We start from the raw sequence: 21,178 nt of genomic DNA, 5'->3' as shown, positions 1-21,178 counted from the left end.
GGGAACTAACGCCCTGCTAAGGGGTGAGCAAGACAATACCCATGTTGCCGCACACCACCTTCATCACCAAATTCAACGCATAGTAAAAAATGGCACGCGTGCAGAATCACTCTTGAACAGTTTGTTATGCGCTTACCTTACAGATAATAAAAGTGAGGTTTATGATTACCTAAAGGAAACACGTGCTCACCATCAATACCTTGCGAATGCACAACACGACGGCATAACTCTCGTTCCATACGTCTCTTAGGGCGTGTCATAAACACATTGACCCACGCTTTAGGGGCTGAATCGAGCTTTAATCTTTTGTGATTGCACGTATATTTTCTATTAATACGACCATTTTCATCTCGGTCGCGAATTTTGTTTTTATCGGACATTTCTGTCTCCTAGGTTTGTTAATACCTAGAAGATGTCTTGAGAGTAGTAACTCATTTTTTCTCCTCTGGCGCATAACGCCGCGTTAAGTGGTGACAAGCGCTTGCCATACTTGAGCGAAGCGAAACCAGCAAGCGTTTGGAATCACTCTTAAACGCTTTGTTATGCATATTTTCTGCTATTCGTGTGGATGTTTAGGAAATTGTTTTGCACGGTCTCCAATTTTGAGCCAATGTGGCTTTTCAGAAACAAACTCATGAAATTGATTTTCTATTTCAAAATCAGTATCTAAACAATTGGCATTGATTGGAAACGAATCCATTTCAGATAAAACTTCGCCAAGAGAAGTCCCACAAACTGAACAAAAACATCTGTCGTATTCATATGGCGGTTGAGCTTTAAACGTAGCTATTTTATCTCGACCTGCAGTTATCTTAAACTTATCAGACTCAACAAAAACTAATGAACTCGCACCAACTTTACGACAACGACTACAATGACACATTCCCATCATACTTGGCTTTTCGGTTAATTCGAATTGAACCGAATTACAACAACAGCTTCCTTCAATCATCTTGGTCCCTTTTTATAAACACAGTTTGCTTAACAAGATAATAGCACGCACTGTATGCATGTACAGCATCAATTTTGCATAACGCCCGCTTAACTTGCTGCCAATCACTAAACTTAACCAAACCAAAATCGCCAAACGTTAGCAGTCTGCTTGAACTATTTGTTAGGCGAGTTTTCGTGGCACCCAGTTAACTAAAATCTACGATTGGCAAAGTTGGAAAATCAAAGTATTTATGCACGTCTAGAGGGGTGAGTAGTCTATCCAATAACATTTGCGTACGTTCAATTTCCATTGTTGAAGCGAAACGGCTTGCGTCCGCAGACAAGAAAACAACCGGAATTTCTGTCAAGTAGTCAAACAACAACGCTGTCCGGTGACGCCCATTAATAAACCTAATTTTTCCATCTTTGAAGTACATAATGGGTGGCAGAAACATAGTCTCGGCCTCAAACCAATTCTGGTGATATGCAGGCTCAATCATGCTTGATTTTCTACACTCAAAATCTTCAATATCTACGTGGTCAAAGAACACATCTCGACTCAAGACAAAATATCCATCGCCACTTTCAAGGCTAGAACGATTTTTTGAGATCGAAATTCTCATTATGAACTCCACTTGCCTAACGCCAAGCTAAGTTGCACGAAACCGTGGCATATACTTTGCGAAGCAAAAATGGCACGCGTTTTGAGTCGCTGTTGAACAATTTGTTATATTCACTTTACCTCGAACCCTGGTAATTCAAAGTCAGCTCTACAAGCCATTCGTCGAGCTGTGTACTCACAATCAAAATACTCTGGGATTTTATTAGGAGTAGTATAAGGTTCATCTACAACCCTGCGATATAAGTACAAGTTGCACAGCATCAAGCCAGATAACGCATAAATTACATTCTCTAGGTTAGCTTGATGAAACTCTGAATGACGATGGTGCTTTACTGAGTTATAACTACTCCACCATTCGGGAGGAGTAGTATTAGACCAATTTTCCCATGGTTTAATAGATTGTTCTAAATGAGGCAAAGAAACTTCAGCTTGAAAGAAATCACTTAGGTGACGATTAATCAGTTTCTTATACTTTCTCATTTCACCATTTTTATCCCCGCTGTCTGCAAATGGGCTTTCACTATCCAATTGCCTACACAGCAACCTCAACACAGATTCTATCTCCGCACATGCAGTTTGCAAAAGCTTGGCTAACTCAAGTGAAAACGTGTTGAAGTTTTTCTCATCAATTTCAATGTAATTCTGAAGATTGATAAAGTCTTTCTCCAAGGATAGGAAAAATCACCAGTGATGCATTGCTTTACTTTTATTCAATGAAATCTCCTGTGAATATAACGCCCCAATAAGGGGAAATTTGTAGTTGGCTAAAATAACGAACGAAGTGAGAAAAAGCCAACTGTAAATTTTCCCGCTTTATTGCCTTGTTATGTGTAAATTAATCGAGCGGCACTAATTCAAAATCAACGAAGTCATCCCATTTTTTGAACCATTCATAAAATAACTCAATATTGTTTGATTCCATTAGCTGATAACACACATTAAGTTCTTTGTTTACCCAAGAATTCAGATAATGCAACCCATCTGGAAACATACGACCTTGGGTATTATATCTTTCATAATTAGCTTCGATACAACCAGGTTTGAATTTCTCAACAACCATATACTTTTTCAAATCAATACTTCCTTTAGGGGATAAAATAGCAGATACAACCTGCTTTACACATAACGCCTTGCTAAGTTGCAGCTAACGACCACAACACCTAATCCAAGCCACGTAATCACTGACCCCAACCAAACAAAAATCGCCAACTGTTAGCTGTCTGCTTGAGCAATTTGTTAGCTGCTATCGCATGTTCTCCACATCATGACGACAGATTTGACACTTAAAATCCTCTTCTAAATAACTTTGATAAAGTGACTCATCGTCAACAACGCCCCCGTTCACACAACTAGTATCCCAGTTACCTTCTTCATCTTCGATCATGCCAATGGGTCCTTCACACTGGACGTCTTCCAAAAGCGGTTTAATAACATTTTCGTAATGATAAAGTTGTTTCCCTTTTAGAATAGCGAGATCGCCAGCATTTCCTTGCAGCAATTTAGCTATGCCAATGCTTGCATTAGAATCAACACCAGCTTTGTTTGCCATGTCTTCAATGTAGCTTTCGTTATCAAGCAAGAAACCTAGTACTTCTAAATTCATATATTGTTCTCCATTATTTGTTCATTGCAGCTAACGCTGCACTAAGCTGCCGGAAACATGTGGCTATACTTTTGCGAAGCAAAAATGCCACATGTTGGAGGTCAGTTTGAGTGCCTTGTTAGGCTCGGTATACACTACAATTGAAACAACCGGGATTTGCATTATGAACTTGCAAGTATATAACCTCACCATTTAAAAACTGTTGACGTACGCAACGCTCCAGTTCTGCTCCCTTTATTGTTTCTCCATGGATCATACAATTATCTTTATTATAAGCCCTTACGGACAACAACCTCTCTGTCAGTATTTCCGGAATTTCATTTACTTCCAACTCAGCCATTGCCGCTTTTTCTCGAACGAAGATTGGACCCAATGCTTGATAAGGTGAGAGTACATCATGATACTTGAAAGGAACTAATAATACTCGTTCGCCAACCTCTGCTTCCTTTAAAGATACCCGACAAGGATAACCTGGCTTTGTATCTGCGATCACCCACTTAGCATTTAGCTCTTTAAGCTTTTCCTCGCTCAATTCCATATGACCAGCGAAAAAATTTTTCTCAATTGCTTTTATTATAAAATCCGTATTCATTACTACACCCTAGTTATCTAAAAATACTAGGATAAATGCTCTGCTACTAAATGTTAGCCACATCCGGAACTGTAACATCAAAACGGTAGAGCCTAACGCCCAATTAAGTTGTGAGCAACGCTTCCACCGCACTGAAACACTTCACCGTAATCACCAAACTAATTGAAACTGAAAGTGCCGAGCGTTGCGAATCAGCTTGAATTGTTTGTTATGTGTATCTAGTCAAACTCCCCATTTAAACAATATCTTTTCAGTGTGTTTTTAAGTGAGTTACGCTGGGCTCTCAACTCGGATTTTGGAATATCAGGGTCTAACCTCTCTAATACACCACCAATAAGGTGCACTATTTCTTTGTCTCGAAACGACTTACCCGAAAGGTTATCTTCAACGATATGGTGTATCTGCTCCCCTTTCCAATAGGCTAGATACATATTACTAGCTGTTATCCCTACATCTGTGCATGACATATTTTTCTCGGCATATACGACTGTCGTAAATAAGCTAGCTAACAGTAAAACAACATACCCAACCTGTCTCATAAGCATTCGATCCTAATAACCAAAAAACTTAGAATATCTGACTTATAGATATACCCGTTGATATAAATCAGGTTTACTTAAGCACTAGTGCACATAACGCCTTGTTAAGCAGCAGCTAACTACCACTGCACCCAAACAAAGCCACCGTAATCACTAAACTCAATTCAAACCAAAATCGCCGACGGTTAGCTGTCTGCTTGAACAATTTGTTATGCGTCATCATCGATGATTGGGTGCCCTATCATTGTATCTTCAACAACTGAATGACATTCAATAGTGAACCACTCTTGGAACAAAGCCCAATTTCGCTTTTTTGGCCATAACGACTCATCCACATACCATTGAAATAATTCACCCTCAAATAGCACCAGATGGTTAAGCTTAACCCAAGCCATGACGCTATCTGGTGAGTCCGCTACTTCATTGCTTACTAAGTAAACTGTACGCTCTTCATTTACAGATTCAACCGTCAGCTCAGAAGTTGGTACAGGATCAACTTTGTTTAACCAATCAACGGCTACCTGCGAATATCTCAACATTAACGCACCACGATTTACCATGACTCGGCTCCTATATGTGGGTGATCTCGCGTTAGAATATCATGAAGTAGAGAAACGTTTGTACGCTAATTCCGTACTGACGCATAACGCCCAATTAAGGGGTGAGCAACGCTACCACCCAACCTAAAGCACTGCACCGTAACCACTAAAATTGAAGTAGAAACAAAAATGCCAAGCGTTGGGAATCCCTCTTAAATTGTTTGTTATGCCTCTGACTTACAGTAAACATCTGGATGCCAAATTTGCATTAGCATCTCTGGATTTTCAATAGGTTGGAAACCGTATTGCGCGTACAAATCATGCGCATCTCTTGTTGCTAATACTACACGCCTTAAACCTTGAAGATCCGGATGAGACACTATGCTTTCAACGAGCCACTTACTCAGCCCCTTGCCTCGGTGATTTTCTAATATGAAGACATCAGCAAGGTAAGCAAACGTCGCTTTATCTGTTATCAGGCGAGCAAAGCCTACTTGAGAATCATGACTGTCATAGACACCAAAGCAAAAGGAATTTGAAATGGCTTTTTCTAAGGTGTGCTTTGGTATTCCAGACGCCCAATAACTTCCTGAAATAAAATCATAAATCACCTCAAAATCGAGGTATTTTTTATCTGTGCTGATTCTGTATCCTTGCACCATTTTTCCTCCTTGAGGCATAACGCTAAGCTAAGCGGTCAGTGAATGTTGGCTATGTTTGAGCGAAGCGAGTTCAGCCAACGTTCACGAATCCGTCTTGAGCGCCTTGTTATGTGTGCTCTTCGTTTATGCCATTGATGCGCCACAGCCAATAAATATGGGGTGCTAAAGCAATTAGTAGCAAGAAAGTATTACTGATACTAAATGCTATTGTCAGTAGAGTGATAGCCACCAAAATTAACTTAAAACGAAAAACTGACCACATTTCTAAAATAACAGTGTAATAGCAAATTGCAGCTGGAAGCCAAGCGACTAAATAAATGGACAGCATTAAATTGCTAGTCGATACTTCGTGTTCACCACATACGATGCCAATTACTACAAGAGCAATATAAAGTATTAAACCGCTAGCGACTAGCCAATAGTATTGTAACCCGTTAACTTTCATGCGATATCCCTGCACACATAACGCTTTACTAAGCGGCGCTTACGACTAACCAGCCAAGCGCACATAACTTCAAACCAAAAGTGCCGGACGTATGGCGTCCGTTTGAGTAACTTGTTAGAAACTCACTTACCGTGAACGGCCCACTCACCGCACCGACAAACCGATACCACAGATAAAACCAAAACGTTCGGGTTGCTGCGCGATCCATTCAAAAAGAGTGCGGCTTCAGCATGAGTTGTACTTGAGGTTTGCGAGAACAAGCCACCCATCTAACACTCGGTGAAGGTAATTGCCACCCAAAGAAACAGTTGGACGCACCTGGGACATTGGCATATTACCCTTGCGTTCAAACTGAATGGCGAAAACACCAAAGAAGAAACAGTGGCTAAAATGGGCTTGATGGTAGGTGAATTCCCAATCTCTTCAGCGAACCCCGAACTAACAACCACAATTTCCCTTATGTTCCAGCAACCTTTCTAACGCTTTATAGACGGAATCTTTCCCGACTTCCACCCACGCTACCGCCTTCTAATTTTTATAGAATCTGATCATCATAGAGTATTACTCTATGAAAATCAGTCGATTAAGTTGTATTAAATTTGTTGCTTATCACAAAAAACGGAATTTTTCCGTCTAAAACCGACGAGTCGCTCTAAACTCAAATAACTGTATGAACAACCAGTATTCTTGAGGGATTTATGAAATCTCCTTTTCTAAATTACATTCGTGACTTTATGCGTGCCAGGCACTATTCAGAGCGCACCATCGATGCCTATCTATCGTGGGTTCTTCAGTACATTCTTTTTCATGATAAGAAGCATCCCAGAGAGATGGGCACTAAAGAGGTCAAAGCGTTCCTTTCTCATTTGGTTACTGCCCGAAATCTGGCGATGCGCTCTCAAAATCAGGCGCTTTGTGCCCTGGCGTTTTTATACCAGCACATTCTCAATGCTCCCATCGAGGTCAACATGCGGTTTAAAAAAGCCCATAAAGGTAAGAAGTTGCCTGTTGTATTAACGACAAAGGAGGTATCACGTTTGTTCAAACATATGCCGCCCGATTATCTACTGCCGATTCAAATAATGTATGGGTCAGGTCTGCGTCTGCTGGAATGTTTAAGGCTGCGCTATCAGGACATTGACTTTGAGTATGGCGCACTCCGAATTTGGCAGGCGAAGGGGAACAAAAATCGCATCGTCACGTTGGCTAGAGAGGTACTTCCGGCCTTAGAACTTCAGCAAGCAGTGGTGATGCGTGTGTGGCAACAGGATATCAAGCAGTCGGATTATTCGGGAGTCTGGTTGCCAAACGCGCTTGAAAAGAAGTATCCAAACTCCAATAAAGAACTCAACTGGCAGTTTTTGTTTCCATCCATTCGACTAGCGATCGATCCTGTGTCAAATCTTGTCAGGCGTCATCATATACATGAGTCGAGTGTGCAGAAAGCGCTGAAGCGAGCGGTGTTAAAGGCAGGGATAGATAAGAACGTAAGTTGTCATACTCTCAGACATTCGTTCGCCACCCACCTGCTCGAAAGCGGCGCGGACATAAGAACAGTACAGGAGCAACTGGGGCATTGCGATCTCAAGACCACTCAGATCTATACGCATGTGGTTAACCGGGGGGCAAACGGTGTGAAAAGCCCACTTTCCAATATTCTTTAGATACAAAAAAGGAGAGCTTACGCTCCCCTTTTGCATAGACCTAAACTGCTAATTAAAGAGCAGCTTTCGCTTTTTCAACTAGAACTGCGAATGCAGCTTTGTCGAATACCGCGATGTCAGCAAGGATCTTACGGTCGATCTCGATAGATGCTTTCTTAAGACCGTTGATGAAACGGCTGTAAGATAGACCATTTTGACGAGATGCAGCGTTGATACGTGCAATCCACAGTTGACGGAATTGACGTTTCTTGTTGCGACGGTCACGGTAAGCGTATTGACCAGCTTTAGTAACTGCTTGGAAAGCTACGCGGTAAACACGTGAACGTGCACCGTAGTAACCTTTAGCTTGTTTTAGAACTTTCTTATGACGTGCACGAGCTTGTACACCACGTTTTACGCGAGGCATTATGTCTCTCCTAAACTAAACGATTGATAAACTAAAAAGAATTAAGCGTATGGCATCATACGAACAACTGCAGCCACTTCACACTTAGGAAGGATTGCATTTGGACGAAGCTGACGCTTGTTCTTAGTAGTACGCTTAGTCAGAATGTGACGTTTTGTAGCGTGCTTGTACTTAATACCACCAGCAGTTTTCTTAAAACGCTTAGCAGCACCTTTGTTGGTTTTCATCTTAGGCATGATGAATAACTCCGCATTGTTGAGTTGTTTAAACAATAGTAATTAGGGCGAACAAAACCCGGCCAGTCCGAGAACGGCCAGGTTTTCTTACTTGTAAAGCCGCTAATTACTTCTTCTTAGGGGCCAATACCATGATCATTTGACGGCCTTCGATCTTAGTCGGGAAAGACTCTACTACAGCTAAATCTACAGTATCTTCTTTCAGACGGTTAAGAACGTCGACACCAATGTCTTGGTGAGCCATTTCACGGCCACGGAAGCGAATTGTTACCTTCACTTTGTTGCCGTCTTCTAGGAAACGCGTCAGGTTGCGTAGTTTTACCTGATAGTCTCCAATATCAGTTCCAGGACGGAATTTTACTTCCTTAATCTGGATCTGCTTTTGCTTCTTCTTCTGCTCTTTCGCAGCTTTGCTCTTCTCGAAGAGGAACTTACCATAGTCCATCACACGACAAACTGGTGGCTCGGCGTTAGGGCTGATCTCTACGAGATCCATACCAGCTTCTACAGCGGCATCTAGTGCTTCTTGAATCGATACGATACCAACAGGTTCACCATCTGCGCCAGTTAAACGAACTTCACGAACGCCACGAATTTCACCGTTCAAACGGTGCTGGTTTTGTTTGGCCGGTTGTTGGCCACGTCTTCCGCCTTTAATAGCTTATTCCTCCAGATTGAGCTTACGGCTAGAAACCTCGGCTTGGATGTATGCAATGAGGTCATCCACTTTAAATTTACCGAGGTCTTTACCTTTGCGTGTACGTACTGCGATTTCGCCAGCTTCCATTTCTTGGTCGCCACAAACAAGCATGTACGGGATACGCTTCAAAGTATGTTCGCGGATTTTAAAGCCAATCTTCTCATTTCTCAAGTCCGCTTTGGCTCTAATTCCACTTTTTTGCAGTTTTTGTGTTACTTCTTGAACATAATCAGACTGTTTATCAGTGATATTCATAATCACAGCCTGTTCTGGTGACAACCACGTTGGGAAGAAACCAGCATATTCTTCGATAAGAATACCGATGAAACGTTCAAGTGAACCCAGGATAGCACGGTGAATCATAACAGGAACTTGACGTTCGTTGTTTTCATCCACATAAGTTGCACCCAGACGACCCGGTAGGTTGAAGTCTAGCTGAACTGTGCCACATTGCCATGCACGATCTAAACAATCGTACAGAGTAAATTCGATCTTAGGACCGTAGAACGCACCCTCACCTTCTTGGATTTCGTATGGAATTTCCATCGCTTCCAGAGATTGCTTCAGCGCTTCTTCAGAGCGGTCCCAGATTTCATCACTACCTACGCGCTTCTCAGGACGAGTCGACAGCTTAACAACGATGTTGGTGAAACCAAACGTGTTGTATGTATCGTATACCATCTTGATACAAGAAGTCACTTCGTCTTGAATCTGGCTTTCAGTACAGAAGATGTGAGCATCATCCTGAGTAAAGCCACGAACACGCATAATACCGTGCAGAGCACCTGATGGCTCGTTACGGTGACATGAACCAAACTCGGCCATACGTAGAGGCAGGTCGCGGTACGACTTTAGACCTTGGTTAAAGATCTGAACGTGACCAGGACAGTTCATTGGCTTGATAGCGTATTCACGGTTCTCAGAAGAGGTGGTGAACATCGCGTCTGCGTATTTGTCCCAGTGACCAGAGCGTTCCCAAAGTACACGGTCCATCATTAGAGGGCCTTTTACTTCCTGGTAATCGTACTCAGTCAGTTTTTCACGCACAAACACTTCAAGATCACGGAATACAGACCAGCCATTGTGGTGCCAGAACACCATACCCGGTGCTTCTTGCTGCATGTGGAACAGATCCAGCTGCTTACCGATCTTACGGTGGTCACGCTTCGCCGCTTCTTCTAAACGAGTCAGGTGTGCTTTTAATGCTTTTTTATCGTGGAAAGCAGTGCCGTAGATACGTTGCAGCATCTTGTTGTCACTGTTACCACGCCAATATGCGCCCGCTACGTTCAGCAGTTTGAAGTGCTGACAGAAGCTCATGTTTGGCACGTGAGGGCCACGACACATATCGATGTATTCTTCATGATGGTATAGGCCTGGACGGTCGTCTTTAGAAACGTTCTCGTCAAGGATTTCCATCTTGTAAGTTTCGCCGCGACTTTCAAATGCGTCGCGAGCTTCCTGCCAGCTAACCTTTTTCTTGATAACCTGATACTTGGTTTTTGCCAGCTCTTTCATGCGTTTTTCGATTTTTTCCACGTCTTCCATAGTAAGAGACTGGTCTAAATCAACGTCATAGTAGAAGCCGTTATCGATCGTAGGACCGATGGCCATTTTCACGTCTGGGTAAAGTTGTTTAATTGCGTGACCAAGTAAGTGAGCACAAGAGTGGCGAACAATTTCAAGACCGTCTTCGTCTTTCGCCGTGATGATTTCCAGGCTCGCATCATTTTCAATTAAATCACACGCATCTACACGTTCGCCATCTACACGACCAGCGATGGTTGCTTTCGCAAGACCAGGACCGATTGAAAGAGCGACATCCATTGTAGAAACAGGGTTATCAAATTGACGTTGGCTACCGTCAGGAAGAGTAATTACAGGCATGTAGTATCCTATTTACAGTGGTCTTGCACACCAAGCAAGACATGTTTTATTGGTTAGCAATTTCCATTAGAAAAAAATTGCCACGATTTCATTATGTTATCTGCTTATTTTGATGCAAATACGGATGCACCAGCCAAAGCGAAGTAGCATTTTAACTAAACACTGCAAAATAACAATCGAAATATGCACTGGCGTTTTGCAGTGACGTCATGATTGAGGTATTCAGAGCCATCATTTTGATAACAGGGAGCTTGTTCGCACAATTGCTACAAATCGTTTGCTTTCCTTACCTGGTACACTAGTTTAGAAATAGAGCCAGCCGTGCGAAAGGAACCGTTGATGACCAAACATGACTATACTCAAGTGACCTCAAGATGCAGGACTCAGAGCTGTTTGGTGTCAAAGCCGCTTAGTGTCAGAGTTGTTTGATGAGTGTGAATACGTTCATGTCATCAATCTGCTCAACCGATACACTGTCTAACAAGGCATTGAGGATATAAAAGCCTCGACCCGACGTCGCCCAGGCAATGGGGTTGTCCAAATCCAACGCGGGTAGATCCTGCTTTAATAACGCCTCCAGTTCAGCAGCTTCCAGCGCCTCGCCCTTATTGGCTACTTTGATTATGACACTACGATGGTCAATCCAGCAGGAGACCGTCACAGGCTGGCCCTCTTTTTCGCTGTAGGCATGTTCGTAAACGTTGTTCGCCAACTCAACCACACACAACTCCAGATCGCTTACCACAGAGTCTTCGATTGACTGCGCCTCCCAAAATGCCTTGAGCTCCTCGGAAATTGCCCGAGCCATATTCAGGGAAGTGACGAATTGCTTTTGATACTTCTCGCCGCTTAATAGCGTCATGGTACCTGTCTCCTGCGTTTGAAAGTGGCTACCCCACCGAACGCCCAACAGACTGACATCGTCCTCCAGATGCGCTCCTTGCTGCCATTGCTTAACCTGCTCGATCACTTTGTCAGCGCGCTGAGAAAAAGGCTCTCGCTTCAGCGCACTTAGCGTTTCACATAGCTTCAGCTCACCAAACAACTCTGATTCTACCCTGGCCTCGGTAACACCATCGGTATAAAGCCAACACTCGTCACCCGGTTCCAGTTGGATCTGTTTTGACTCGTACGTCGCGAAATCAAACATGCCTACCACATAACCACTGTCGCCGAACAATTCGAGCTGCTGCTGACCCGACTGACACCAAACCATGGGTGGATGACCGGCAAAAGCAATGTCCAGTAAGCCACTACGCGTATTGAGCACCGCATAAACCATGGAAAAATACATCGCACTGGCATCATTCTGGCAGTAAATGTCATTCAACGACGCCAGCACCTCGTGTGAAGGTCGAATGCGTCGACGCTCGTTATCCTGACGCTGGTAAACCACCGCATTGTCACTGTCGATACTGTTCAATGTCTGGTGTACCGAGAAAGACAACAGTGCCGAAGGGACTCCATGCCCCGAAACATCCAGTATATAGAAAGCAATATGATCGCGATCCAGTTCAATGCACCCTAACATGTCCCCGCCAATTTCTGTCGTAGGCTGGTAAGCATAGGTGAGCTCGGCATTGGTATATTGGGTTCTGACAGGAAGCAATTGGCACATCAGCTCTCTGGCACTAAGTAGGTCTTGTTGTAGCTGTGTGTACGCCTGATTGAGCGCGGTATTTTTCTCTACCAGCTCATTGTGAAGTGACAGTGTCCTGAACCCGGCCCGAATGCGTGCCTCCAGTTCATCGACGGGGGTGTTTTTGGCAATGAAATCGTCAGCTCCAGCGTTGATACCTTGTGTTATCGAGTCATGATCATCCTGAGAGGAAAGCAACACAAAAAACAGGTAGCGTCCAAAATCGCGGGATTTAACTGCCCCACACAGGCCGACACCATCAAGCTTTGGCATCACCCAGTCACTGAGCACAAACTGTATATCGATATGGGATTGGAGAAGGTCGAGTGCTTCGGAGCCATCAGAAGCGACCAGTACATCGTAGCCTCGTTTTTCAAGCACGAGGCGCATTTTGGTCTGAACGGCCCGATCATCCTCTACCAGCAGGATCCGATAGGCGCGAGTATCATAATTAGAGATATAACCACCTAATTAAAAACAAGTCTTTACTTACTTCAAGAATAGATGGCTTACTTCAAAATACAATCATGGCGCTCGTTGTGAGCGATACAGAGTAAGGGGCGACTTATCCGTTTAATGTGAATTGATCAGCAGAACCAGACGCTAATGCCAATGTAGACACCACATTAAGTCCCTCAAGCACACAAGCTTGGGTACAGAGATCAATAATACTTTCATCGCCCACAACCATAGCATTGCGACCGACGACCACATTTAATACCTGTGCTGCTGTCTCGCAGTGTGAAGCATGCCCTTCTGATTGCAGCACATGAATTTGTTCTGGCTTTCTATGAAACATCGAAGCGATAGCTGCGCTGCAATACACATCCAAAAACGGGTAGGTTTCGGATAACACCAAGACAGACTGAGCCAGTTTTCGACGTTGCTGTGCAGAACTAATCGAATCAAACACCACAATACAGTGGGCATCTAGCGGATCACCGCTTTGAATGCCTGACATTGAGCTGGCCAGAGTTGCCGGCGATGACTGAGGAAAATAGGAGTGGTAGCGGGCGCCAGAGCGACCAACCAGAGGAGAACCCACATTATACGTTTGCATAGCAGTACCTTTTGTTTCTTTTAGTCTGCCATCCGTAGAAATAATTAATCCTTTGATGCGCTAATCATATCAAATTTGAATAACTGAGTCGCCTAAAATTCACCCGCAGTGTCATAAAAACAGGACACTGGCTGTCAGAAAATCCCCTGTGTTCATCCTCATGAACACAGGGTTCTTATCAAAGCGCCCGAACGTTAAACACATGCTCTACGCCACTAATGGCCGAGAGCAGCTCCGCTGTCGGTTCCTGTTCGATATCCAAAATGGTGTATGCCACTTCATCACGACTCTTGTTCAACATATCCAGTACGTTGATGTTCAGATCCGCAAGCAACGAAAGGACGTGCCCGAGGACCTTAGGGACATTGTCATTGGCAAAAGTAATTCGGTAGCCTTCTGCCCGTTCTAAACGTATCTTCGGAAAGTTGACTGAGTTGGTGATGTTGCCATTTTCAAGAAAATCGATCAGTTGTTCTGCCCCCATCACTGCGCAGTTTTCTTCCGCTTCAGAAGTCGAAGCACCGATGTGAGGCATCAGCACCACCCCTTCCCTTCCAATGAGTGCAGGCGTCGGAAAATCGGTGACATACTGTCTTAGCTGCCCGTTCTCAAGGGCAGTAACCACAGCATCGGTGTCGACAATTTCTTTGCGAGCAAAATTCAGCAATACCTGACCTGGCTTTGCGAGTGCCAACAACTCACTGCTGATCAGACCAATGGTCGATTCCAGCGCGGGCACATGCACGGTGACAAAGTCACAGCGTGCAATCAAAGACTGAAGGTTCTCGGCACGCTGAATTCGACTCGACAGACGCCACGCTGCCTCAACACTGAGTGCCGAGTCAAAACCAATCACGTCCATGCCGAGATCAATCGCTGTATTCGCCACCGAGGCGCCAATGGCACCCAGTCCGATCACGCCCAGTGTTTTGCCCTTGATTTCTGAGCCAGAGAAGCGCTTCTTTTCCTTTTCTAGCAACTTATCCATTACCCCTGCTTCAGAGATATCAGAGAGCGTTTGAGAGTATGCGACACCACCCAGAACGTCTCGGGCAGAAAGAAGCAACCCGGTCAGCACCAGTTCTTTTACCGCATTCGCGTTAGCTCCGGGCGTATTAAAGACCACGATGCCATTTTCGGTACACTGCTGGATAGGAATGTTATTCACACCAGCGCCGCAGCGTGCAATCGCTTTAACACTGGGAGCAATGGGCTCTTGGTGCAGTTTGTGGCTACGAAGCAGTATCGCATCCGGTGAACTAAATTCACTGGAGACCTCGTAACGCTCTCTGGAAAACTTATCCAGTCCCTTGTTTGCAATGGCATTGTAGGTTTTTATTTTTTTCATCATGAGTTTCACCGTAAGTTGAAATTCCTTTTCCACTCATCAGCGCACTTGTTCGTCCCAATGCTGGCGTTTTTTCTGTTGTGCCAGAGACAACAAAGCACCTGATAAGCAGGTGCTTTGTAATTAAAGTGTCACTTCAGCGTAAGCCCAATCTAACCAGGGCAATAAGGCCTCGAGATCGCTGGCTTCTACCGTGGCACCAGCCCATATCCTAAGCCCCGCAGGTGCATCCCGGTACGCACCAATATCGTAAGCGACACCCTCACCATCCAATAGCTTTATCATCGCTTTGACTTGTTCTGCAGTCGCGTCCAACGTCAAACACACGCTGGTATTCGAGCGTTGTTCGGGCTCTTTGGCTAAGAATTGAATCCAGTCTCTGGCATCCACAAAATTGCTCAGAACCGACAGGTTAGTCTGAGATTTTTCAATTGCAGCGTCGACGCCACCCAGCCCGGCAACCCAGTCGAGCGCGTCAATATAGTCCACCACACACAACATAGATGGCGTGTTAATGGTCTCGCCTTTGAAGATACCTTCAATGAGCTTACCACCCTTAGTCATGCGGAAGATTTTAGGCAACGGCCAGGATGGGGTGTAAGACTCAAGACGCTCGACAGCTTTCGGACTCAGTACAATGACCCCGTGCGCACCCTCACCACCCAGCACTTTCTGCCAGCTATAGGTCACGACATCGAGCTTTTCCCAGGGCATCGGCATCGCAAACACCGCCGATGTGGCATCACAAATGGTGATCCCTTCTCGTTGATCACTGATCCAATCACCATTGGGCACTTTAACGCCTGATGTCGTGCCATTCCAGGTAAACACGGTATCGTGCTCAGGATTCGCCAGTGTGAAGTCCGGCAACTCACCGTATTCAGCCAAGTAGCTATTGGTCTCTGTCAGCTTAAGTTGCTTCACAATGTCAGTCAGCCACCCTGAACCAAAGGACTCCCAGTGGAACACATCGACCGGACGAGCACCGAGCATCGACCACATCACCATCTCCATCGCTCCGGTATCGGAGCCCGGAACAATACCGACTCGGTAGTCATCGGGAATACCCAGAATGGCTTTGGTCTTCTCGATCGACTCAGCTAATACTGCTTTGCCCAATGACGAGCGATGGCTGCGTCCAAGGGTTGAGGTGTCAAGTTGGGTCAAATCATATCCCGGACGCTTACTACAAGGCCCAGACGAAAAATTGGGGTTAGCGGGTTTGATCTGCGGTTTCATACGGCTCCCTGCCTAAAAAATGTCTACAACGTAAACTTGAACAAATAGCATTTGAATAACTATGCACCAGATTGACGCAAACGTTTAACTTTGGCAAGCGGTTCATGTTCACAGACATAAAAAAAGGGAAAGGAGTCACCCTTTCCCTGTCAGCGTTACATCATCGCGTATCAGCCTGCTGCGGTTTGCATGATGATTCCGCAAATGTAAGCGCCATACGTACCCAATGCGTAACCCAGTACTGCCATCAAGATACCGACCGGAGCCAGTGCCGGGTGGAAGGCCGCCGCGACAACTGGCGCAGACGCTGCGCCGCCGACGTTAGCCTGACTGCCCACTGCCATAAAGAACAGTGGCGCACGAATCAACTTGGCTACACCGATCATCAGCAGCGCGTGAATCGTCAGCCAGGTAATACCGATAAAGAAGTAACCCGGATTATCCAGAATCGCGGTCACGTCCATCTGCATACCAATCGTAGCGACAAGTACATAGATGAAAGCAGAGCCAATTTTCGAAGCACCGGCGTGCTCTAGAGTACGTGCTGATTTAAATGTCGACGCGATCAACGCAAACGTGGTCACCAGAACAATTAGCCAGAAGAAGCCAGAGGTCAGGCTGTACTTAGCCAACTCAGGTGCATTGGTTTCAATCCACGGCGCAATTTTGTCTGCAAAGAAGTGAGCCAGGCCGGTCAGACCAAACGCGATAGCCACAACTTTCATCATGTCCGTCGTGGTGATTGGACGCGAGTTTTCTTTTTCGTAGTGCGCGACCGTATCTTTGAGTTCATCAATCGATGACGTGTCCGCTTTCAGCCAGTTGTCCATTTCTCTTTGACGACCAGCCATGATCAGCAAAATCGCCATCCAGATGTTGGCACAGATAACGTCAACAGTGATCATGGCTGAGAACAACTGGTCATCAACATTAAAGACTTCTTTCATTGCGGCCTGGTTCGCACCGCCGCCAATCCAGGAACCGGCTACGGTCGTCAGGCCGCGCCACACATCACCGCTAACCAAATCTGGATTAATAAAGTCGATAATCAGGAGTGCTGCCGGGCCTCCAACGATGATCCCAAGCGTACCAGTTAAAAACATGATGACGGCTTTCGAGCCTAAGCCAAATACCTTCTTAAGATCGGCCGAGACAATAAGCAGTACCAAAGCGCCCGGTAACAAATAGCGACTCGCTACAAAGTACAAGTTTGAGTTAGTGACATCAATAATGCCCCAGGTATTAAGCAATGATGGTACGAAGTAGCACAACAACAGGCCTGGAATGAAGGTATAGAACTTTCTCCAGAAAGGATTGCTGCTGCTTTCAGTGATAAATACACCACCTAAAATAACAGCCAACAGGCCCATTATGACGGCATCATTTGTGATCATGGTTGTAAATCTCCTTAACGTGTATCTCTGAAACATTTAGATACATTTTGTTAGCGGGCCGAGACTATACATACAACTGAGAACGGTCACAAATTTTAACAATTTTTACCCATATAAAATGAATAGATAAACAACCATCATTGGTAATGATTGGCTGCTTGGGAAAACTCTTTGTTATAAAAAGCCTTCAATGCTGTTTCCAATATCGATTTACGTCTAAAAATCAGAACGTTGTAACACGTACTCTCCACACTTCTATCACCACTACCATCACAAAAAGCAAATAGGAGTAATCACCCACCAAAATACAACCAAGTGCACATAAAATGTTAAATTGCGCAGTTTCTCACCAAGTTATGGTGTGAGTTTCTTTGATATAAGTCACATTAAGTAGGCATGTTTTACGTCTCACGACGGCATAGAGCGGCTTATGAACCACCGTTTGACCAATGAAAAGAGTAGAAAGGTGAAAAGGTGAGAAGATGAGAAGATGAGAAGCATGGCTGTCACTGTATAAAATTTGGAGCTCGGTTAACCCCGAGCTCCAGTCAAAGAAACTCAAGCTTAATAGGTTATGATTTATCCTTATTTTGGGTTTGTTGACGTATATAGTCCCCAAACTCATACTTACGTTCCTGACTACCTACCTGATAGAGCTCTGATTCGGTTCGCTGCTGCGAATAGTTAGATGCTTTCATTGAACCTTGCATGATCTTGAGCATCTGGTTCACCGTTCTGGTCATAAACCGGTCTACCCGCCTGCCAAACATTTTGATAAGCCCCAGTAAACTGCAAAAACTCATCGCCAGTGCCACAGTCCAGTGAATTTCAATCATGAGATTTCCTCAAGTTGAACACCATCGGGAGGCACTTCAGATTGGGCGTACTTTGAGTCGCCAGTTGTAGTGTATGTTCTATTTATCATTTTTATGTACCTTAAGAAGAGTGCTGACTCTGAATAATGATTTAACGACCTTCATACAGAAACGCGAATATAAGTGAAGCACGTTAACAACTTCAATGTCTCAGAAATCAGTTGATACAAACGTTCACACAGCTAAAAGCTATTTAACTTATCGTTGAATTCGAGGCTTGAAAGAACAGCTAAAAGTCCTTCAAAGCCTGCTATCGATATGTAAAGGGACTCACAAAACTCACGTGCACTTACGCAGAAAACTGTTCTTTTCTCGGAGCCACTAATTCGAGGAAATGATCAATCACTTCTGCCCACTAGAAAAATCAGAGGATCGCTTGCCGTCTTCGAATAGAAATGTAAAGAGCAAGCACTGCAATAATACTGGATATTTATACAGCTCGCGCCTATACTGTTTATACATACAGTAATTCATGAGGTGTAGTTATGTTGCAAGAAAGACTCGAACGCATCAATGAGCTTCGCAAACAAGCGATGGCCAACCCTGAATTCACGAAATCTGCGCAAGCCCATGCCGATGCGATAAAGAGTGAATATCACTCAGCTCCAACAAAGCGCAGCCGTAAACCCAAATCACTGTCCGATATATACCAGGGTTACGATTTCGGTATCTAACCTCAATACATCGTCGGCCGTCATGAGCTAATTTCGATAACTGGATGACATGCATTCATCGAAGAGAATACAAATAACAAAGGAGAGCAAATGCTCTCCTTTTCTGGTGTTACGACCGTTGGGTCGCCGTACTGATGGAGTGCGGACGAATTTTTTTGATCGTAATTGACGTTTGTTTTCGCTTTAACTGGATATGACAGAGCTCGAGTATCAAACCAAATGCCATTGCAAAGTAGACGTAACCTTTGTTGATGTGAATAGCGAAGCCTTCTGCCATCAACAATCCACCTAGTAACACCAAGAACAGTAACGCTAGGGTTTTGAAGCCCGGGTACTGGGTAACAAGGTTATTAATTTTCTCTGCCGTCAACACCATTACCACCGCCGACGCTAATATCGCAGCGACCATGATTGGAACTTCACTTGTTAAACCAACCGCCGTAATGACCGAGTCCATAGAGAACACCGCATCCACCGCGACAATTTGTAATAACACTACAGCCAGTCCCGCGCTCACACGTGTCGAATGCGTTGCTTCATCATAAGTCAGCCAACTCCAAAGCTCCTTAAGGCTCTTAGCCAACAAAAACGCACCACCCAGGATCATAATCATGTCTCGTCCAGTAAAGGCGATGTCAGCGAATTCGAATAAAGGTTGCGTCAACGACATGACCCAAGTAATCGAAAATACCAAGACAATACGAGCCATAACGGCCAAACCAATACCTAGATTTCGAGCCAGTTTGCGTTGATGTAGTGGAAGGCGCTCACAAAGTACGGAGATAAACACGACGTTATCAACACCGAGTACGATCTCTAGGGCAAATAGTGTGGCAAAAATAGCCCATGCTTCAGGCTGAAGGAAAAGTTCTAACATGATTGTGGCTCCAAGAAAGTGGAACCAAGTGAAGTGTAAAGTCGACTAAAGGGGTCGTCCATTTAGAGTTAATACCTCTGTTGCTTAGGGATCGCCAGTAAATCACCAAACTCTCAGGCAAGCAATAGACGAGAATGTAACCAAGTGTGTACGCTATTCACAATTGAAAATACCCCCTCTATTTTAAAGGCGTAAGCAGTAATACTGCCCACTCGGTCACAAATTTCTGCTTGTATGGCCATTTGTATACAAACTGAAGTATTATTGTTTTATAAGGACACATAACAATAAGAGTGCTGTATCAGATGGGAAGCCTGAAAAACTCAGTAAGTAAAAACGTAAAAACAAAAGTCGCGGGTCAAACTCAGGACGACGTCGTTTACTGTCATATCTTTGATGCTATTCTGGAGCAAAGACTGCCCCCTGCGACAAAGCTTAATGAAGAAGCGTTAGCCGAAATTTTTGGCGTCAGCCGAACCATTATCAGACGTGCTCTATTGCGTCTATCCCTGGAGAAAGTCGTCGACATCCGCCCTAACCGCGGCGCCATTGTATCCGCTCCCTCTGTTGAAGAAGCAAAGCAGATTTTCAAGGCTCGAGAAGTGCTTGAATTGGCGATTATCGAACTGGCGGTTCAGCACGCAACCAAAGCGCAAATCGCGGAGTGTCGAAAGCTGGTCGAGGAAGAGAATAACGCTTTTGCCCAGGACGATTACGGCAGTGGCCTGCGACTGTCCGGTGAGTTTCATATCAAATTGGCCGAAATGGCAGACAACGCCCCACTGCTGGCATTCCAACGCAGTATCGTCTCACAATCCTCTCTGTTGATTGCCATGTATGAGACCGGCAGCCATTCAAACTGTTCTCAGGATGAGCACACCAACCTGCTCAACGCCATTGAGAATGGCGATCTGACCCAGGCATTGGCGCTGATGAATGAACACCTGGAGCATATTCGTTCTAAATTGAATCTGGATGGCAACACCGCCTCCAATGACCTTCACGTCGTGTTCTCAAACGTGTTAAAAAATAAGGCCAGTTAACCCACCAAAGGCCAGCCAAAGTCAGGCTGGTCCTTCTCTCCACCATCGCTTAACACTCGGCTCCCTTCCTCCTGCTCTGGGCGCCATTGTCTGCTGATTATCGAATTTTCCGTCACGTTCGCCTCGACACATCGAAATAATCATTGATGATTTTTTGTAACACTAAAAGCGATTGATTTTCGTAATATATTACTACAATTC

General features: G+C 44.7%; 25 protein-coding genes. 3 read left to right on the top strand and 22 right to left on the bottom strand.

Annotated features, from left to right (window positions below; genetic code table 11):
• Positions 1–137: 137 nt before the first annotated feature.
• The 11 genes from C4S60_RS06830 to C4S60_RS06780 form a co-directional block, all read right to left on the bottom strand.
• Complete coding sequence (locus C4S60_RS06830; RefSeq protein ID WP_103879596.1) at positions 138–380, bottom strand: hypothetical protein; 243 nt, start codon at positions 378–380, stop codon at positions 138–140.
• 176 nt (positions 381–556) lie between these two features.
• Positions 557–952 carry a GFA family protein gene (locus C4S60_RS06825; protein ID WP_103879595.1) on the bottom strand — a complete coding sequence of 132 codons (396 nt, stop codon included), beginning with the start codon at positions 950–952 and terminating at the stop codon, positions 557–559.
• A 187-nt stretch (positions 953–1,139) separates the two neighbouring features.
• A complete protein-coding gene (locus C4S60_RS06820; RefSeq protein ID WP_103879594.1) occupies positions 1,140–1,556 on the bottom strand; it encodes a hypothetical protein in 417 nt (138 codons plus the stop codon).
• A 110-nt stretch (positions 1,557–1,666) separates the two neighbouring features.
• The gene (locus C4S60_RS06815; protein ID WP_103879593.1) at positions 1,667–2,224 is read right to left on the bottom strand and encodes a hypothetical protein; all 558 of its coding nucleotides are present in this window, start codon (positions 2,222–2,224) and stop codon (positions 1,667–1,669) included.
• A 166-nt stretch (positions 2,225–2,390) separates the two neighbouring features.
• A complete protein-coding gene (locus C4S60_RS06810; RefSeq protein WP_103879592.1) occupies positions 2,391–2,627 on the bottom strand; it encodes a DUF3303 domain-containing protein in 237 nt (78 codons plus the stop codon).
• Between the two features lie 171 nt (positions 2,628–2,798).
• On the bottom strand, positions 2,799–3,158 hold the full coding sequence (locus C4S60_RS06805; RefSeq protein ID WP_103879591.1) for a hypothetical protein: 360 nt from the start codon (positions 3,156–3,158) through the stop codon (positions 2,799–2,801).
• A gap of 118 nt (positions 3,159–3,276) precedes the next feature.
• Complete coding sequence (locus C4S60_RS06800; RefSeq protein ID WP_103879590.1) at positions 3,277–3,750, bottom strand: DUF1203 domain-containing protein; 474 nt, start codon at positions 3,748–3,750, stop codon at positions 3,277–3,279.
• A 218-nt stretch (positions 3,751–3,968) separates the two neighbouring features.
• Entirely contained in the window at positions 3,969–4,181 is a 213-nt protein-coding gene (locus C4S60_RS06795; protein ID WP_146060852.1) for a hypothetical protein, read from the bottom strand.
• Positions 4,182–4,498: 317 nt separating this feature from the next.
• Complete coding sequence (locus C4S60_RS06790; protein WP_244183045.1) at positions 4,499–4,828, bottom strand: hypothetical protein; 330 nt, start codon at positions 4,826–4,828, stop codon at positions 4,499–4,501.
• Between the two features lie 224 nt (positions 4,829–5,052).
• Complete coding sequence (locus C4S60_RS06785; RefSeq protein ID WP_103879757.1) at positions 5,053–5,487, bottom strand: GNAT family N-acetyltransferase; 435 nt, start codon at positions 5,485–5,487, stop codon at positions 5,053–5,055.
• Between the two features lie 109 nt (positions 5,488–5,596).
• A complete protein-coding gene (locus tag C4S60_RS06780) occupies positions 5,597–5,935 on the bottom strand; it encodes a hypothetical protein (protein ID WP_103879587.1) in 339 nt (112 codons plus the stop codon).
• A gap of 698 nt (positions 5,936–6,633) precedes the next feature.
• Here C4S60_RS06780 and C4S60_RS06770 point away from each other — a divergent pair.
• Entirely contained in the window at positions 6,634–7,599 is a 966-nt protein-coding gene (locus C4S60_RS06770) for an integron integrase (RefSeq protein WP_103879585.1), read from the top strand.
• Between the two features lie 52 nt (positions 7,600–7,651).
• On the opposite strand, the gene rplT is transcribed toward C4S60_RS06770, so the two are convergent.
• The 10 genes from rplT to C4S60_RS06720 form a co-directional block, all read right to left on the bottom strand.
• The gene (gene rplT, locus C4S60_RS06765) at positions 7,652–8,005 is read right to left on the bottom strand and encodes a 50S ribosomal protein L20 (RefSeq protein ID WP_004401084.1); all 354 of its coding nucleotides are present in this window, start codon (positions 8,003–8,005) and stop codon (positions 7,652–7,654) included.
• Between the two features lie 41 nt (positions 8,006–8,046).
• Entirely contained in the window at positions 8,047–8,241 is a 195-nt protein-coding gene (rpmI, locus tag C4S60_RS06760) for a 50S ribosomal protein L35 (RefSeq protein WP_004401085.1), read from the bottom strand.
• 106 nt (positions 8,242–8,347) lie between these two features.
• Positions 8,348–8,899 (bottom strand): translation initiation factor IF-3, encoded by a 552-nt coding sequence (gene infC / locus C4S60_RS06755; protein ID WP_103879584.1) that lies wholly within the window; start codon positions 8,897–8,899, stop codon positions 8,348–8,350.
• A 3-nt stretch (positions 8,900–8,902) separates the two neighbouring features.
• A complete protein-coding gene (gene thrS, locus C4S60_RS06750) occupies positions 8,903–10,828 on the bottom strand; it encodes a threonine--tRNA ligase (RefSeq protein WP_103879583.1) in 1,926 nt (641 codons plus the stop codon).
• 415 nt (positions 10,829–11,243) lie between these two features.
• Complete coding sequence (locus C4S60_RS06745) at positions 11,244–12,890, bottom strand: ATP-binding SpoIIE family protein phosphatase (RefSeq protein ID WP_279626940.1); 1,647 nt, start codon at positions 12,888–12,890, stop codon at positions 11,244–11,246.
• 142 nt (positions 12,891–13,032) lie between these two features.
• Positions 13,033–13,527, bottom strand: coding sequence for a hypothetical protein (locus C4S60_RS06740; RefSeq protein WP_103879581.1), 495 nt, complete (start codon positions 13,525–13,527; stop codon positions 13,033–13,035).
• Between the two features lie 178 nt (positions 13,528–13,705).
• The gene (locus C4S60_RS06735; protein WP_244183042.1) at positions 13,706–14,878 is read right to left on the bottom strand and encodes a phosphoglycerate dehydrogenase; all 1,173 of its coding nucleotides are present in this window, start codon (positions 14,876–14,878) and stop codon (positions 13,706–13,708) included.
• Between the two features lie 120 nt (positions 14,879–14,998).
• Entirely contained in the window at positions 14,999–16,114 is a 1,116-nt protein-coding gene (locus C4S60_RS06730; RefSeq protein WP_103879580.1) for a phosphoserine transaminase, read from the bottom strand.
• Between the two features lie 170 nt (positions 16,115–16,284).
• On the bottom strand, positions 16,285–17,508 hold the full coding sequence (locus C4S60_RS06725) for a DUF819 family protein (protein WP_103879579.1): 1,224 nt from the start codon (positions 17,506–17,508) through the stop codon (positions 16,285–16,287).
• A 572-nt stretch (positions 17,509–18,080) separates the two neighbouring features.
• Positions 18,081–18,344, bottom strand: coding sequence for a hypothetical protein (locus tag C4S60_RS06720; protein ID WP_103879578.1), 264 nt, complete (start codon positions 18,342–18,344; stop codon positions 18,081–18,083).
• Positions 18,345–18,868: 524 nt separating this feature from the next.
• Between C4S60_RS06720 and C4S60_RS06715 the strand changes: the two genes are divergently transcribed.
• Positions 18,869–19,057 (top strand): hypothetical protein, encoded by a 189-nt coding sequence (locus tag C4S60_RS06715; protein WP_103879577.1) that lies wholly within the window; start codon positions 18,869–18,871, stop codon positions 19,055–19,057.
• A 109-nt stretch (positions 19,058–19,166) separates the two neighbouring features.
• On the opposite strand, the gene C4S60_RS06710 is transcribed toward C4S60_RS06715, so the two are convergent.
• A complete protein-coding gene (locus C4S60_RS06710; protein ID WP_103879576.1) occupies positions 19,167–19,934 on the bottom strand; it encodes a TerC family protein in 768 nt (255 codons plus the stop codon).
• 305 nt (positions 19,935–20,239) lie between these two features.
• Here C4S60_RS06710 and C4S60_RS06705 point away from each other — a divergent pair, with 305 nt between their 5' ends.
• Positions 20,240–20,977 (top strand): GntR family transcriptional regulator, encoded by a 738-nt coding sequence (locus C4S60_RS06705; RefSeq protein WP_103879575.1) that lies wholly within the window; start codon positions 20,240–20,242, stop codon positions 20,975–20,977.
• The last annotated feature ends 201 nt before the right edge of the window (positions 20,978–21,178 follow it).

The organism is Vibrio hangzhouensis (genome assembly GCF_900107935.1).
Taxonomy (GTDB): domain Bacteria; phylum Pseudomonadota; class Gammaproteobacteria; order Enterobacterales; family Vibrionaceae; genus Vibrio; species Vibrio hangzhouensis.
The sequence above is the reverse complement of the archived record's forward strand: the minus strand, read 5'-3'. Positions and strand labels throughout refer to the sequence as shown.

Bases quoted from the DNA above. Each gene is read 5' to 3' on its own strand.
- rplT (WP_004401084.1), bottom strand. From the start codon at position 8,005: ATGCCTCGCGTAAAACGTGGTGTACAAGCTCGTGCACGTCATAAGAAA.
- thrS (WP_103879583.1), bottom strand. From the start codon at position 10,828: ATGCCTGTAATTACTCTTCCTGACGGTAGCCAACGTCAATTTGATAAC.
- C4S60_RS06715 (WP_103879577.1), top strand. From the start codon at position 18,869: ATGTTGCAAGAAAGACTCGAACGCATCAATGAGCTTCGCAAACAAGCG.
- C4S60_RS06720 (WP_103879578.1), bottom strand. From the start codon at position 18,344: ATGATTGAAATTCACTGGACTGTGGCACTGGCGATGAGTTTTTGCAGT.
- C4S60_RS06780 (WP_103879587.1), bottom strand. From the start codon at position 5,935: ATGAAAGTTAACGGGTTACAATACTATTGGCTAGTCGCTAGCGGTTTA.
- C4S60_RS06800 (WP_103879590.1), bottom strand. From the start codon at position 3,750: ATGAATACGGATTTTATAATAAAAGCAATTGAGAAAAATTTTTTCGCT.
- C4S60_RS06805 (WP_103879591.1), bottom strand. From the start codon at position 3,158: ATGAATTTAGAAGTACTAGGTTTCTTGCTTGATAACGAAAGCTACATT.
- rpmI (WP_004401085.1), bottom strand. From the start codon at position 8,241: ATGCCTAAGATGAAAACCAACAAAGGTGCTGCTAAGCGTTTTAAGAAA.
- C4S60_RS06795 (WP_146060852.1), bottom strand. From the start codon at position 4,181: ATGTATCTAGCCTATTGGAAAGGGGAGCAGATACACCATATCGTTGAA.
- C4S60_RS06730 (WP_103879580.1), bottom strand. From the start codon at position 16,114: ATGAAACCGCAGATCAAACCCGCTAACCCCAATTTTTCGTCTGGGCCT.
- C4S60_RS06705 (WP_103879575.1), top strand. From the start codon at position 20,240: ATGGGAAGCCTGAAAAACTCAGTAAGTAAAAACGTAAAAACAAAAGTC.
- C4S60_RS06710 (WP_103879576.1), bottom strand. From the start codon at position 19,934: ATGTTAGAACTTTTCCTTCAGCCTGAAGCATGGGCTATTTTTGCCACA.
- C4S60_RS06825 (WP_103879595.1), bottom strand. From the start codon at position 952: ATGATTGAAGGAAGCTGTTGTTGTAATTCGGTTCAATTCGAATTAACC.
- C4S60_RS06820 (WP_103879594.1), bottom strand. From the start codon at position 1,556: ATGAGAATTTCGATCTCAAAAAATCGTTCTAGCCTTGAAAGTGGCGAT.
- C4S60_RS06740 (WP_103879581.1), bottom strand. From the start codon at position 13,527: ATGCAAACGTATAATGTGGGTTCTCCTCTGGTTGGTCGCTCTGGCGCC.
- C4S60_RS06790 (WP_244183045.1), bottom strand. From the start codon at position 4,828: ATGTTGAGATATTCGCAGGTAGCCGTTGATTGGTTAAACAAAGTTGAT.
- C4S60_RS06830 (WP_103879596.1), bottom strand. From the start codon at position 380: ATGTCCGATAAAAACAAAATTCGCGACCGAGATGAAAATGGTCGTATT.
- C4S60_RS06770 (WP_103879585.1), top strand. From the start codon at position 6,634: ATGAAATCTCCTTTTCTAAATTACATTCGTGACTTTATGCGTGCCAGG.
- C4S60_RS06735 (WP_244183042.1), bottom strand. From the start codon at position 14,878: ATGATGAAAAAAATAAAAACCTACAATGCCATTGCAAACAAGGGACTG.
- C4S60_RS06725 (WP_103879579.1), bottom strand. From the start codon at position 17,508: ATGATCACAAATGATGCCGTCATAATGGGCCTGTTGGCTGTTATTTTA.